This is a genomic window from Peribacillus sp. NPDC101481, assembly GCF_044767165.1.
In the GTDB taxonomy this organism is placed as follows: domain Bacteria; phylum Bacillota; class Bacilli; order Bacillales; family DSM-1321; genus Peribacillus.
The window spans coordinates 1,715,805-1,730,481 of the sequence record NZ_JBIWNJ010000002.1 but is presented as its reverse complement, the minus strand read 5'-3'; the positions used below and the strand labels follow the sequence as shown (position 1 = coordinate 1,730,481).

Sequence of the window (14,677 nt, the reverse complement as noted above, 5' to 3'; positions counted from 1 at the left end):
AACTAAATTACTATATTCCTATTTAGGTATAGTACCCTTTGCATCTGTATTGCAATCCAAGTTAGAGTCAAAAAATAAATATGGCATTTTTTTAAGCTAAACTGTTCAACTATCAACAAAACCAACCTTTTAAAAAATAACTTTTTAAAGATTAAGATCATTTTCATGCCTTAATGGAAATGCTCCAGTTAACTTTCAATTATTAAGAACTCTGTAAAGTATGTCATTTGCAGTTTCATATATGATAAAATTTCAACCAGGAAGAGAGGTATACATATATGTTAGTTACTACCGTAATATTCCTTATGGCTGGTCTAGCTGAAATTGGCGGCGGTTACCTTATTTGGCTTTGGTTAAGAGAAGGTAAATCCATTTATCTAGGTTTAGCCGGAGGTTTTGGGTTGGTGTTATACGGCATCATTGCAACTTTCCAAACGTTCCCTACCTTTGGACGTGTTTATGCTGCATATGGCGGGGTTTTCATCGTTTTATCGGTTTTATGGGGATGGGGCATCGATAAGAAAACTCCTGATTTATATGATTGGATTGGAGCTTTAATCTGCTTGGTCGGAGTTTCAGTCATTATATGGGGCCCCAGACAATAAAAGAATTAAAGGGCATAAGGCCCTTTAATTCTTTTACCAAGATCTCCACTTGTTGATTGGGCCTATCTTCATTTGAACATTTTCATAAAGTGATTAAGCTGGTTGTTTATTATATCAATTTCTTTTCCTGCCTATTGGCGGTCATATTACTGAAGTTATCCTGAATGAACCAAATCGCCATTGCTGCAATGATGCATGGTATGGCAAAAGCTAAAAAATTGACTTGCAAGGATAACTTCATATCAAGCAGGACCCCGCAGAAAGTAGGAGCGAGTATTCCGCCAATTCTGCCGATACCCAATGCCCATCCGACTCCAGTAGAACGGATTTCATTCGGATAATACTGAGATACATATGCATTCGTTACAATTTGTGTACCTGTTGTCGTACCTCCTGCAATCGCAATCAGTATATAAAGCATGATCATGCTTGGCTTGAAGCTCAGCATCGTAAGGGTAATGAATCCAATGACCAAGAAAGTAACCAGAATCCTCTTGGAACCATATCTATCTGCAAGCTTCCCTCCAACGATCGCTCCAAAAACCGCTCCAAGGTTCAATACGACTAAGAATGTCAGGCTTGAACCTAATTCATATCCTGCCCCACCCATGATCTTTGGAAGCCATGTACTCAAGCCATACATTACGAACAAACACATGAAAAATGCAATCCAGAACATGAGCGTGCTTAAAGTCCTCCCATTTTTGAATAACTGTTTAACTGGAAACCCTTTCATTTCACTTTTGAGTTGCTCCTGAAGAACATAATGATCATTCATCGTATATTGACCGTTTACATTCACTTGATTCAGAACGTCCACCAATTTGCTTTTTTTATTATTTTTCATGAAAAAACTTATTGACTCTGGCAACAACTTATATAATATTGGCATGAATATTAATGGAAGTGCACCGAGCCAAACCACTGCCCGCCAACCAAAGTTCGGAATCAGGTACATCGCTCCCAGTGATGCTACAACTCCCCCTAGAGCGTGCCCGCTGAACATGATCGCTACCAGGGTACTTCTAAGTTTTTTAGGGGCATATTCAGTAATGATTGCAATTAGATTAGGCATGACTCCTCCCAAGCCTAGTCCTGCAATAAAACGCTGTATTCCAAAAGATATTGGATCATCGGCGAAACCTGAAGTAAATGTAAATACGGAAAAAATGATCGTACAAATCATTATGACTTTCTTTCTGCCGGATTTATCGGCCAGCGGTCCAAAGACCAACGCTCCTATCATCATTCCAAACAAAGCATAGCTGCTGAATAACCCTGCCTCTACGGCAGTTATCCTCCACTCCGCCATCAAAGATGGCAGGATCGTCCCAAGCATGAACATATCATACCCGTCACAGATGATGATAAAGATACAGCATAATAAAATCTGTAAATGAAAACGGTTAAATTTTTGTTCATCCATCATTTCAGACACTTGGATCGTGCGCATTTCCTTCCCCTCTTTCTGGTATTCCTTTTGACGTGGTCTTAAGGATTTCTCTTTTTTGGTTCGAGCTAACATTTAATGACAATAGATTACAAATAAAAAATTATACGTATATAGAACTGTGTTCACTATATATTAACTTAGTTTTCAGAATATTGTCAATACTCATTGATGATTTGCCTATTAATCAACAAAAAAACCCTCTTATCGAAGAGGGTTCAGGCAATAGACAAACTTGGAAGAAATTCCAGCTTACCTGCAATATTTCTTGATACGTTTCAGTTGATTTCAGAAATCCGCTTCCTATCCGCCAGCTGTCTGTCAAGCCTCCTCAGCGTAAGCGGCTGTGGGGTCTTGGCTACAGCGATTTTCAAGGAGTTCCATCCATTAGAACCAGTACATATAGTACTGATATATTTATCGCCATACCATTAAACCTATTCAATCACTTCCTTACGGTTACTCTTTGGGTATTTCATGACGCATCCTGGCAAGAAGCTTCTATTTATGGGCAGTGAATTTGGAATTAGCGCTGAACAGAATTTATGTGTTGAATATAGTATATTCCTTCTTCATGGTTTCCTCTTTGTACACGCTTATGATTTAACGAAAATCTTGGGCGAACTGAACATAACTCTTATGACTATCAGTGCAAAGGAAAGAGTTATCCCCTATATGGCCATTAAAGAGCTTATTCTTGATGTGTCATTCTGCCCTTCGTTTACCTTGTTTAATTTACCTTTGTCTATCCCATTCCGAACCCTTTTGGACACAAACTAAGCCCTCTTATCAAAGAGGGCTTTTTAATGAAGATAAGATTAAGCGTCCAAGGCTTCTTTACGCTTTCTTTTCCTTGATTCTGTTATAAGATCATAACCTAGATAAAGGATAATGGCTCCGCCTAACAATTTAACATATAACGGAATGTCCGCTACAAAGAAATAAATCATAGAGAATAATGTCCCTATAATGCTTAACCAAAAAATTACATGTTTTAAAATTTTCAAAGTAATGACTCCTCACAAAAGATGAGATTAATTTATAGTTCGCTCCACTTCAAGGAGGAATTAATTATCCATATCATCATTCTAACATTTATTCTTTATATTAAGAGTGACTCATATTGCGAAATTATGAACATTTAAGCAACTTTTCTCAAGGATAGGTCAAGCGAAGCAATTCCCGGAAAATCTTTACACTAATTCTTGTGAATTTGCGGTTTTTATATAGACCCTTTGCTAAGGAAAAAAGGAAGCTAATACAAATATGCATGAAATGACAGCGAGGGTATCCCAGCACTGCATTTCATGCATTTAAATCACAGGACGTTCATTTTATTGGATTCTACGACCATTTCTTCAGTTGGCTCCGAATGATCATGTTTATAATAAGCCATTTTCACTGGAACGAATGATAAGGCAACCGCAGCAATGAGACCAGGTATGGCGAAGGCAATGAAATTCAATTGGATGGGTAGCGAGATGGACAATAAAAATCCGCCGAGTATGGGCCCGAGCATACCGCCAATCCTTCCGATACCAGATGCCACCCCTAGTGCAGTCGATCTTATATTTGGTGGATAGTACTGGGAAACATAGGCTTGTACAAGGTTTTGGGCACCAATGGTACAGGCTCCTGCAATGGCTACCAATGTGTAAATCACGAAGGGGCTTCCGCCCATTCCCAATAGCGTCAAACTGACAGCTCCAAGCGCATACATCGGCACAAGCATTTTCTTGGATCCATAACGATCACAAAGTTTAGCGATGATAAGCGTGCCTACGATAGCGCCCCCTTGAAGGACGATCAAGAAACCTAAGCTTGAATTCAGCGCATACCCTGCCTCGATCATTAGCTTTGGAAGCCATGTATTCAATCCATATACCATCAATAGGCACATGAAAAAGGCGATCCAGAACATCAATGTGCTAAGGGCACGGGAATCCTTAAACAATCCAACAATCGGCATATTGGCTTCTGTTTTTTTCACTTCCACAAGTTCGTCATTGATGTCGAATTTACTTTCCGGACTTACTTTTGATAGTATTCTGATCAGTTCTTCCTTTTTATTAATTCTGATCAGATGCGTCGAAGCCTCTGGTAAACGCTTCATCATGAAGGGTAAAAATAACAATGGTATTCCTGCAAACCAGAATATTGATTCCCAACCTAGTGTCGGCATAACCAGGATACCCAGTATCGGAGCAAGCATCCCTCCGAATGAGTAACCGCATAATACGATTGAAACGACCATGCTCCGCATCGTTTTCGGTGCATAATCCGTCAATAAGGCAATGACGTTCGGCATGATGCCCCCAAGCCCTAATCCCGCTAGAAATCGGAAAGTTGAAAACATCGTAGGCGTATCCGCAAATCCACATAAAAGCGTAAATAAACTAAATAAAATGAGTGTAATCGCGATTACGTTTTTTCTGCCAATCCGATCTGCTAATGTACCAAAGAAGATCGCCCCAAACAACATTCCAAATAGACCGTAGCTACCCATAGCCCCCGCTTCCACGGAAGTAAGGTTCCATTCCTCCGTCAATAACGGGACAACCGTACCGTAAACGACAAGGTCATAGCCGTCAAAAAGGATAATGATAAAACACCATGCCAGCAATCCAAAATGAAAGCGGTTAAATTTACTGTTGCTAATTACCTCTGTCGTATTAATTTTAGCCATAAAATTTTCTCCTCTCTAGGTGACTGCAGTAATTCCATCCAAATGATAGCGCTTACGTAATCATGTAAAAAATATTCGACTCACTTATTTTTATACAAATAGTGAACCGAGTTATCTAATTGTTATTATAAATGCTAATTATCTGATATTTCAATAAAAACTTTCGCATATTTTTCATAAAATCTTAATATGTTTTCTGATGCTATCGTTAATTACAAGTTTTGAACATGCGTAAAAACAACAAAAAACCAGTCCCTTATCGGAACTGGTTTCTAATTAGTGAAGTAGGAAGCCGCCATTGCCGTATTCAAGTAAGAAAGTTTTAAACCACCACTCCTCAAAGTGGGTGTTTGCAGAAGCAATCCTGTTGTCCAAGTCAGTGACGAGGCATAACATTCCTGTTTCAATATAAAACTCCCTATTACAGCTTAAAGGTTAAAACTTAATTATCATTACGAACAACGCAGCTTGTATAGTTATAATACCGAAATATCTTCATTCTTGCAAGTTAAATCATTCCCAGACAACAAAAAAATTTCATATTACACATTAAACAGGTGAATCCAAATTATTCATGCGCAAACGGCAAAACTAACGGCTGCACTCTGATTTATGTTACCGTCCCCCACTTTCATTGATAAATTATTATGTAATAGCATACTTGGGTAAGTAATTTTTAGATAGAATGTGCAAGATAAAATTGGACGGAATTGAAAGTGTTGTCTTGTGAGAATCATCGGTTGCTGAACTCTATAATATATCCTAAATAACATTGGCAAATACATGGAAGGAGTCTATAATATTAACTAACAGATTTGATTGGAGTGACTAGTTATGCTTTCAAACATTGGTTTTCCCGGTTTAATTTTAATACTTCTTTTAGCTTTAATTGTTTTTGGACCGAACAAGCTACCTCAAATCGGACGGGCAGTCGGCACCTCGCTTAGGGAGTTTAAGGATGCAACCAAGGGAATAACAGAAGAAATACAAGAGGAATTCAAGGATGACGTACAAGCTGCAAGAAAAGAATCGATAAAATGAAAAAGACGCCTGCACGCAGCAGGCGTCTTTGATGCGTTTGTGGCGCAGAACCGTCAGGCCACATCCCGACGTTTAGCTAAAAGCATGTTCTTCGACTTACACAAATTAGCTCATCGCTTTATTAATATAACATTAAACTTATTTTATATCAAGTGATTTATTGAACAGCTTGTTAACGGAGTCCTTATTCCTATGCTATAAACCGCTTGGGGTTTGTTCAGAAATATTCTATCGAGTTGTTTATTAAAATACGAATGAGCACCATTAAGCTGTTCTTATAAAAATGTTGAACTTCATTACAAGTTCATCGTCATTTGAGTTAATTGATCCGAGGAAACCGCCACTTGATTGAATGCTTCATTAATTTCGTCGAATATATCATTCAGCTCTGTCATTTCCTTGGTGATTTTAATATTCTGCTCTTTAACAGAAAGCATGTCCTTTGCTATATCAGTAAAAAATATGCCAGTTTCTTTTCCTTGTTTCGTTCCTTTAGTAATTTCCCCGCTAACCATGGAAATTGATGTGTTCATGACATTGGTAAAATGAGCAATTCCATTAACCAGTTTCACTACTTCCGAAACTGAGTCCTTGGTATTTTCCGACAGCTTCCTTACCTCACCAGCCACAACCGCAAATCCTTTACCATTTTCACCAGCTCTTGCCGCTTCAATCGCTGCGTTCAACGCCAACAAATTCGTTTGCTCTGCAATTGAAGTGATGATCGTGACAATTCGTTCAATTTCCTTTGAAGTATTGGATAGCTGTTCCATATCTTTTGAGATGATCGTCATTTGCTCCTGCGTTTTTACCAATCTTTTCTCTAATCCCTGTAACAGTTCGACTCCCTCTTTTGATTTTCCCTCTGCATGTATCGCAATCTCTGAGCCCTTTTTAGTGAAATCATGAATTTCGACTACCTTATTTGCCATTAATTGAGTTGCTGAACTAGTCTCTTCACTGATTGCTGCCAATTCCTCTGCATTATGATTGACCTGCAGTTTAATCGTTTCTTTTTCTGATTGGTTTTTTTGGCGAATCTTCTCATTTTCAAGTTCATATGCCTCTAAAACTATTTGCTGCTCCAGATTAAAAATTTTAGTGACAGCCAGAATGTTTTCTTGATATTGCTCAATATTTTTCATATTGGAAATCACATGAATGATTAATGACTGCAATAAATCCTGAAAAGCACTCATATACCATTTTGGCTGCAATCCAATTCGCACATGTACTTGTGCGATAATATAACGTTGTTTAATATACGCATCATCAATGTTCCCGCTAAACATTTCGTACATATGACGATGCAGTGTCTTTTTCAACCTATCAACAGAACTATTGTCTGATATGATTTTCATTAATGAGGGTTCATTTTCTAGATTTTTATAGAAATTTCCTACTATTTGGGTCAAATGTTTCTTCACTTCTTCCTGTAAAGAACGAATTATGCACAAATCCCCCATCGTCAAATGAATCATTTCCACTTGATTCAATACGCTCGGATATTCCCTGATATTGATACCGACGTGTTCCTTATATTGCATATAGTCCATCGAATCTATCTTTTGTTTACTTCTCCATATACTTTTCATGATTGAATTGCCTCCAATTTTTTCTACCCATATATACTATTTCGACATAAAGTCTGTTAATCTTAATTCACTTCGATAAATTTTCTTCTTACACAAGACTTATGAACTATTTATGTCCAAATAAAAAAAGACACTCCAAAGAGCATCTACAGTTTTTTTTTTTGCTTGTACAAATTTGGACGTTGATTGGAACGTTGGCACTCGATTCCGCGGGCGGTCCGGGAGCCTCCTCGGCGCACTTGCACCTGTGGGGTCTCCCTTGGACTCGCTATTCCTGCAGGAGTCTCGCACACCCGCTCCAATCAACTATGTTTAAAAATTTAGATAGAGCTCCTTTTGTCTGCAAACTGAAACACTCCAGAGAGTGTCTTTTTCAATGTTCATTTTCCTGCTGCTGGTTAAGATTCGAGTGTTTACGGGAATAAGTGAAGTAAATGACTACTCCGATAGCCATCCAGATCAAGAACCTCATCCATGTATGACTCCCTAGCTGAACCATCAAGAATACGCAAAAAACGATTGCCAGGCCTGGAACGAGCGGTACAGCCGGACAATAAAAAGCACGTTTCATATCAGGCCTTGTTTTCCGTAACACGATGACCGCAATGGAAATCATCGTAAACGCAGTCAATGTTCCAATGTTGACAAGCTCAGCCAATTCACCAAGCGGTATGAATGCCCCCAATAAGGCCGCTAATAAACCGAATATCCATGAAGCCGCATAAGGTGTTTTATATTTTTTATGAAGTTTTGATAAGGATTTAGGCATCAGACCATCACGTGACATCGCAAACATGATTCGGGTTTGTCCATACAACATAACCAAGATCACCGTTGTCATTCCGAGGAAGGCACCTAGATCAATGATACCTGCAATCCAATTTTGTCCTGCGCTTTGCAATACCAAAGAAATCGGATGGTCAAGAGCCTGGCTGAATTGTGCATACGGTACCACACCGGTCATGATCAAACTTACCGCCATATAAAGCACTACACAAATGACTAATGAACCAAGAATTCCCCGTGGTAAATTCCTACCTGGATTTCTTGTTTCTTCAGCCGCAGATGCAACTGCATCAAAGCCGATGAAGGCAAAGAACATTAATGCGGCAGTTGAAAATACCCCATCGATTCCAAATGGCATGAACGGCTGCCAGTTTTCCGGTTTCACATAATATATAGAAGAAACGATAAACAACAAGACTACCAACACTTTAATAACGACCATTATATTATTGATTCTAGTCGTTTGTTTCGTACCTATGGAAATCAAAAAGGTAATCGCCATGACTATCAAAAAGGCTGGTAAGTTCATATAAGTCGTGACTCCTTCGACCGAACCCGGTGCTGCCGTCAATTTCTCCGGAAAGTTAATTCCGAATCCACTTAAAAATGATTGGAAATAGCCCGACCACCCCGCCGATACGGCACTGACAGCCAATAAGTATTCAAGGATTAAATCCCAGCCGATTATCCAAGCGGCGAATTCACCTAAAGTTGCATAAGCATACGTATAAGTCGAACCGGATACCGGCACGGAAGCTGCAAATTCTGCATAAGAAAGTGCAGCGAATAAACAGGCAAGTCCAGCAATGACGAACGATATTGAAAGTGCAGGACCAGCATTCACTGCACCAGTGCCTGTTAGAACGAAAATGCCAGTCCCAATAATCGCTCCAATTCCTAGCATCGTTAAATCCCAAGCTCCCAATTCTCGTTTCAATCCCTTACCGCCGGAACCTGCGTTTTTCAACAAGTCCTCAATGGACTTCTTTCTAAAAATACTCATGTTCTCTCCTCCATAATTTTATAATTATTCTGAAAACTATAGACAAATAATTTCACTTATCATTTATATCGGAGAAATTTCGACAAATTTCTGCAATTCCTGAATTATCTGACTTTTAAATTATACGTATTAACCTTTTTAACGTCAATGATTTATTATTTTAAAATTCTGTTTTTTTATTCCCTTTGGAAGGTAAGCTATAATATTCAACAGGTTTATCCATAATTAACAAAGAATGATTAACAATTCATTATTTTAATATTAATAAAGTGAGCTATTGGTGTATGTACTGTATTCCATTAATTAATTTTGCAAGAGTTCTAATATTTTTAATCCTATAAAGAATCATTATTTATTTTTCTTTATGTATTATTATGAAATAACAATTCAATATTATTCTGATCATTTATGCACCAATAGTTTGACGGAATCAAAGTACATCACTATACTTATTAAGTCTTAAAAAAAGTACGGGAATTATGCTTAATATTTGAAGAAGGTGACATTCATGGATTTTGAGATTACCTATCTGTCTTTTTATTTAATCCAAGTCGAAGGAAAAGGCGATCAGGCTGATAAGCGTTTTAAACATTTCCAAACTCTTGATACTGAAGAATACGAAGAAAGTCCTCTAAAGGTTTTTTTGGATGGGGAATTGATGAAGATTTCCAAACGGAAAGTCGACCGTCATCCAAAAACTGAACAAATACCGACGAAAATTGGTTCTTTTATTGTAGAAGAAGGACATGCACTTGATTCCAACCCTAATTACAATGTATTTAACCGTGTTCGATATGCTAAAACAAAACAGGAATTCCAAGAGGAAAATGAACAATTCACTCGGTCTTATATCGATACAAGTGCCGTCCGTGGCGGAGTCTTCATAATCGCATCGGCAAAATTAACGAAATATCTTGATGAACCATTCGTTTTCTTATTAAAATGTGATTTCGAGCCGAAAGTTGCTTCCATATCGGATGAACGAACTTTGATTAGGCACGTTGAAATGGCAATCACCACTAAAAATATGAAATCCATTCAATACCCATACATGCCCGAAGAAGGAATGGTCGAAGAAGCCGAACTGAAAATCCACCAGGCCTCACATGCCCGCTACTTCGAGGACTTTTTGAAATTCGTCGAATACGGTGAATCGATGCCGGAAATCATGAAAAACCAGGTCATCCATATGGTCCATGAACATGTATCCGCTCAATTCGAAGAAAACAGTGACGAACTGCAGAAATTCGAACAAGACCTGGAAATCTGGGAAACAAGCGAAAAGCGTGAAATTCAAGAACGCCTTGAAACCCACCAAGTCGTCGAAGCCACAGCCCAGATTGTCGAGCATACACCTGAAGCCGAACTGCGAATGAAGCTTGGGAGTACATCCATCAAAGGACTGTTAGCCGATTTTGGCGATAGCATCCATTTAGGCAAGATTAATGGGAAGTATGTATTGATGATAGAATCCGATACGATAGAGTTCGATAAAGGTGTCTCGCCGATTGAATTTCACAGACCGGATGATTTACAAGTACTAATTGAAAAAATCATAAATAAAAGTTGATGAAAACCGAGTCACAAGAAAATTTGATGATTTGTGACTCGGAACGTGACTCTAGAGTCACAAAATACCTGTGTTGTATCCCGATAATGGCGGTCTTTGTGACTGCCTTTTTTATTTTTCTTCTATTATTACTCCTCCTGGTTTTTATTGGGGGAACTATATTTCATTCCCCTAATGTAAATTAAGATTTAGTTGATAACCCGGTATTCACAAATATAATCCTCAGCAGCTTCGTAATCTTTTGACTCTGTAAACCACTGAACTACCCCTTCGGATGTTTCAACGTTGTATGTAAAATATTCACCTGAAGCGGATCCCTCCTTTCATTGCATAATAAAAAGCCGTTCCCTCATTAAGAGACGGCTTGTATTTTGTTGATTTATCGCAAGTTTTCAAGCAGTTTTCAACGCATTAACTTCCCTAATCCAAATCTTCTTCTTCTACTTTCATAATCTTTCCTGTCTTGGCATTTATCTCAACCTCATAAATTCTGTTTTGGTTTGTCAAAATAAAGAATTCGTATACTAGAACACCATGTTCCATATCCATATCAACATGTAGTACTTGGCCAGTCACTCTCTGAAGTGCGATTTCTTGTGCCTGTTGCATGGTTAATCTTTGTCTATATAAAGGCGTTTGATTATTGTAGTAATTATCATACAGAGGGAACATTCCCCTCTTTTATAATATATTCAATTTACACTATGCATTTGACCCAAGTTCTGTGAATATATGTTTAGGAACTACAGAAGATTCCCATGTGAATAGTCTTACTACAGATTAAAAAACATAAACAAAAGCCAGCATCAAAATGTTGGCCCTGTTAATAAGTATTATTTTATAAATTAATGAATATCTCTCTTTTTGAACCGTCCTCCACGTACTTCTGCAATATTTGCTATTGCTAAGAAGGATGAAGGGTCAATCTCTTCAACAATAGTAGTTAACTTAGATTCTTCAAGTCTGGTAATTATACAGAAAATAACCTTCTTGTCCTCTCCAGAAAAGGCACCTTCACCATTTAAGTATGTCACACCCCGTCCTAAGCGACTATTGATTGCATCACCTATCTCTCTTGCCTCATCGCTAATTATCCATACTGACTTTGTTTCTTCCATTCCAGTAATAACAATGTCAATGGCTTTAGCAGCTATTACATAAGCTAAGATTGAATACATAGCTCTATCCCATGTGTAAACGAATCCGGCAGAACCAAGTATAAATAGATTGATGAACATAACAATTTCGCCAACAGAAAAAGGCACTTTTTTACTTATTACAATCGAAAGTATTTCTGTACCATCAAGTGCACCACCGTTACGAATTACTATTCCTACACCTACACCTAAAAAAATGCCGCCAAAAATTGTAGCAAGAAGGATATCTTCAGTGAAGGGTGGAATAGGATGAAAATATGTTGCAAAAATGGAAAGCATTATAATTCCATATATAGTAGATATAGCAAAAGTTTTTCCGAACTGTTTATATCCCAGGTATACAAATGGTAGATTCAATAGAAAAAGAAAGATTCCTAGTTTTATCCCAGTAATGTGAGAAAGCATAATTGAAATACCTGTAATGCCACCATCAATTACATGGTTGGGAATTAAAAAGATTTCCAATCCCGTGGCCATTAGCAAAGCACCAATTGTAATAAGAATGGTCCGTTGGATAATTATCAAACTAGATAACTTTCTATGCTGCTTTTTTAGTGCTTCCGTCAGAAAAATCACACCTTTTATTCATTTTTTTCTATTATATCCTAATATCAAATCAGGAAAAATAAATTTAAATAAAAGAAGTTCTAACCTACCGCACAGTTTGTTCCTACTTTAACATTTCATGGATGAATTTTTATGTATACTCATTTTCAAGTGAGGGTAAATGAATGAAAAACAGTTTTAAGTTACTTGTTACACCTGATGAACCCTTTCCAATGCTACTCAGGGAAATAGGAACTCATTATATAACAGATATAAGCATGCCGAACCTAGAAGCATTAATAACACTTAGAAGGCGAGCAACATATCACCAAAAGAGATTGAATAAATGTCTAGATGAATCAGTTAATCGATTCCTTAAAACATAACTTATTAAGGAATTTTGATGCTGAATCTGTGTCTGTTTATTAGGATAGGATGTTGCCACTAAAGGATATTATTGATGCAGAGTTAATTGCTATTTTAGATTTTAATAATGGTCTACTGGTGCTCCTAGGTTATCCAAATCTTGTGAAATATTAAGAATGATTAAATATCTCCACTCGTTTTTAAGTTTCCCTAAGTCCACAACCTGATGAACCTCTACTTCATCATTTTCATACTCTTTACTAGTCTCACAAATCTCATATAATCTTTCTACTAACTCTGTATTATCCCAATTCCTTATGTCTAACTGTACGAATTTTTGGCATTTTTTTATTTTCATTTTCTTCACTCCTAGTTTTTAAAGGATAAGGAATATTGAGTACTCCTAGCTGGTTTAGTTTTGTTAATTACAACCCTATGGATTTTGTTGACGTATCCTTAGTGCTACTATTAGAATCATGACTCTTAGCATATTGAACCTGAACTTGATTAGAGTCTTTGTCTTTAGTTGTCCACTACTTTACAGCCAAAGTTGTTCCATCTTCATACATGGGAATATATATAACTTCACTTGTTGTACTCTTTTAGAATGCGGCTTCTCCTTGAAATTCAATGGTATCTAATTATTTCAATCTCTCAAACTCCGCTCAATCCCAATCTGTTTCTTCTGCAAAAGAAATATTAATATTACTAAACGTGAACACTCCTACTAATACTTATACTAAAAAACGATTAACATAACTGTCCATCTCCCTTCCAAATTTCAATTGGGAAAAACACAAGTTATACCACGAAAAATAATTTTTGTTTATTTTTTCATTTAAAAGTAAAAAAATGATAATTTCATTAAAAAAAATCACCAATCATATTGACTGGTGATTTCTAAATCTGTCATTCTGAACCTTTTTTTAGTTTTGAGTTTCCTCCAGATCGATAAATTTCTTCGATTGTCTGCCCCTTCGCCCGTGCAAGGATTTCAATTCTTGCCATTAACTGTTTTTCTGAGTATTTCTTAATATCAGAATGGTATTCCTTTACTTTTTCCCCTTCTCCAATAACGCCCTCTGCATTTAAGGAGATAGAAATTGGTGCCAATTCCTCAAGCTTCTTAACCACCCTGTCAAAAAGATGAGGATGTTCACAAATCAAGCGCTGAAGAAGATATGTTCCATATGCAATATGCCTTGATTCATCTTTCTTTAAGTGGTCAATGCCCTCTAAAAGTCCGGGCATTTTACCCATCTTTTTAAGTACATCGTAAAATGATTTATATCCAGTTTCCGCCAACACTCCTTCTGCAAACATATTGTACACTGTAGCTGCGTCAGCTATTACCTCAGGGGTTTGTTCATGCCATAGCCGTTCCATTGTTTCGGGGAGAATTTCATAAAATAACTTACGATAGGTTTCAGAATGCAAGTGGGAAAGATCGCCTTTTTCACCAATAGCATTTAACACCAGTCGAAAGAATTCAGTATGTTTAGCTTCATCACATAAAAAGGTTGTAAGGAACATCTCTTCTTCCAATCTACCTTCTCTCGCAATCACCCTAAGCAATGGGAGTAAGTCAAGAGTAACCGCCTCTTCCCCTCCTTGAAATTGAGCGAGAAGTTTCAGCACCCAGTCTTTTTCTTTAACAGATAGTGTTTTCCAGTCCTCTTGATCCTGTGAGAAATTGATATCCTGGGGATTCCAAATTCCAAACTTTTTTGCCTTTTGATACAACTGGTAGGGATATGAATCTTCCATCAAACCCTCCGAGCTCGTCGTTAAGAGTTTCTTTCTCAAGTATAGTCCTCCTTCAAATTATACATTTACCATTTTATGCAAAAAGCGGATCATACGTATGGACAA

The 14,677-nt window shown here is 37.4% G+C and carries 12 protein-coding genes, 1 other RNA gene and 1 pseudogene; 3 read left to right on the top strand and 11 right to left on the bottom strand.

Features of this window, described 5'->3' with window-relative positions; translation table 11 throughout:
* Positions 1-278: 278 nt before the first annotated feature.
* Positions 279-605: a YnfA family protein gene (locus ACIROD_RS18300; RefSeq protein WP_101222067.1), complete on the top strand. Its 327-nt coding sequence runs from the start codon at positions 279-281 to the stop codon at positions 603-605.
* Between the two features lie 109 nt (positions 606-714).
* On the opposite strand, the gene ACIROD_RS18295 is transcribed toward ACIROD_RS18300, so the two are convergent.
* The 5 genes and pseudogenes from ACIROD_RS18295 to ssrS form a co-directional block, all read right to left on the bottom strand.
* Positions 715-2,058 carry an MFS transporter gene (locus tag ACIROD_RS18295; protein WP_260357589.1) on the bottom strand — a complete coding sequence of 448 codons (1,344 nt, stop codon included), beginning with the start codon at positions 2,056-2,058 and terminating at the stop codon, positions 715-717.
* A gap of 532 nt (positions 2,059-2,590) precedes the next feature.
* Positions 2,591-2,748 (bottom strand): annotated as a pseudogene (locus ACIROD_RS18290) (IS1595 family transposase); the annotation flags it as partial.
* Positions 2,749-2,873: 125 nt separating this feature from the next.
* A complete protein-coding gene (locus tag ACIROD_RS18285; protein WP_063233876.1) occupies positions 2,874-3,062 on the bottom strand; it encodes a hypothetical protein in 189 nt (62 codons plus the stop codon).
* 311 nt (positions 3,063-3,373) lie between these two features.
* Entirely contained in the window at positions 3,374-4,741 is a 1,368-nt protein-coding gene (locus ACIROD_RS18280) for an MFS transporter (protein WP_101222065.1), read from the bottom strand.
* Positions 4,742-5,026: 285 nt separating this feature from the next.
* Positions 5,027-5,214: non-coding RNA, 6S RNA (gene ssrS / locus ACIROD_RS18275), on the bottom strand.
* A gap of 361 nt (positions 5,215-5,575) precedes the next feature.
* Between ssrS and tatA the strand changes: the two genes are divergently transcribed.
* Positions 5,576-5,782 (top strand): twin-arginine translocase TatA/TatE family subunit, encoded by a 207-nt coding sequence (gene tatA / locus ACIROD_RS18270; protein WP_101222064.1) that lies wholly within the window; start codon positions 5,576-5,578, stop codon positions 5,780-5,782.
* Positions 5,783-6,078: 296 nt separating this feature from the next.
* Here tatA and ACIROD_RS18265 read toward each other — a convergent pair whose 3' ends face one another.
* Together ACIROD_RS18265 and bcaP are read right to left on the bottom strand one after the other, a co-directional pair.
* A complete protein-coding gene (locus ACIROD_RS18265) occupies positions 6,079-7,377 on the bottom strand; it encodes a globin-coupled sensor protein (protein ID WP_260357588.1) in 1,299 nt (432 codons plus the stop codon).
* A gap of 373 nt (positions 7,378-7,750) precedes the next feature.
* Positions 7,751-9,166, bottom strand: a complete 1,416-nt coding sequence (bcaP, locus tag ACIROD_RS18260; RefSeq protein ID WP_402942718.1) for a branched-chain amino acid transporter BcaP — start codon at positions 9,164-9,166, stop codon at positions 7,751-7,753.
* A gap of 508 nt (positions 9,167-9,674) precedes the next feature.
* Between bcaP and ACIROD_RS18255 the strand changes: the two genes are divergently transcribed.
* Entirely contained in the window at positions 9,675-10,736 is a 1,062-nt protein-coding gene (locus ACIROD_RS18255; RefSeq protein WP_402942715.1) for a DUF3900 domain-containing protein, read from the top strand.
* A 420-nt stretch (positions 10,737-11,156) separates the two neighbouring features.
* Here ACIROD_RS18255 and ACIROD_RS18250 read toward each other — a convergent pair whose 3' ends face one another.
* From ACIROD_RS18250 to ACIROD_RS18235, 4 genes are all read right to left on the bottom strand, one after another.
* Entirely contained in the window at positions 11,157-11,345 is a 189-nt protein-coding gene (locus tag ACIROD_RS18250; RefSeq protein ID WP_260357585.1) for a PepSY domain-containing protein, read from the bottom strand.
* A 236-nt stretch (positions 11,346-11,581) separates the two neighbouring features.
* Positions 11,582-12,460, bottom strand: a complete 879-nt coding sequence (locus ACIROD_RS18245) for a YitT family protein (RefSeq protein WP_230176572.1) — start codon at positions 12,458-12,460, stop codon at positions 11,582-11,584.
* A 466-nt stretch (positions 12,461-12,926) separates the two neighbouring features.
* Positions 12,927-13,163, bottom strand: coding sequence for a hypothetical protein (locus ACIROD_RS18240; RefSeq protein WP_101221999.1), 237 nt, complete (start codon positions 13,161-13,163; stop codon positions 12,927-12,929).
* Between the two features lie 551 nt (positions 13,164-13,714).
* Positions 13,715-14,611, bottom strand: a complete 897-nt coding sequence (locus tag ACIROD_RS18235) for a R2-like ligand-binding oxidase (RefSeq protein WP_402942712.1) — start codon at positions 14,609-14,611, stop codon at positions 13,715-13,717.
* Positions 14,612-14,677 lie beyond the last annotated feature (66 nt).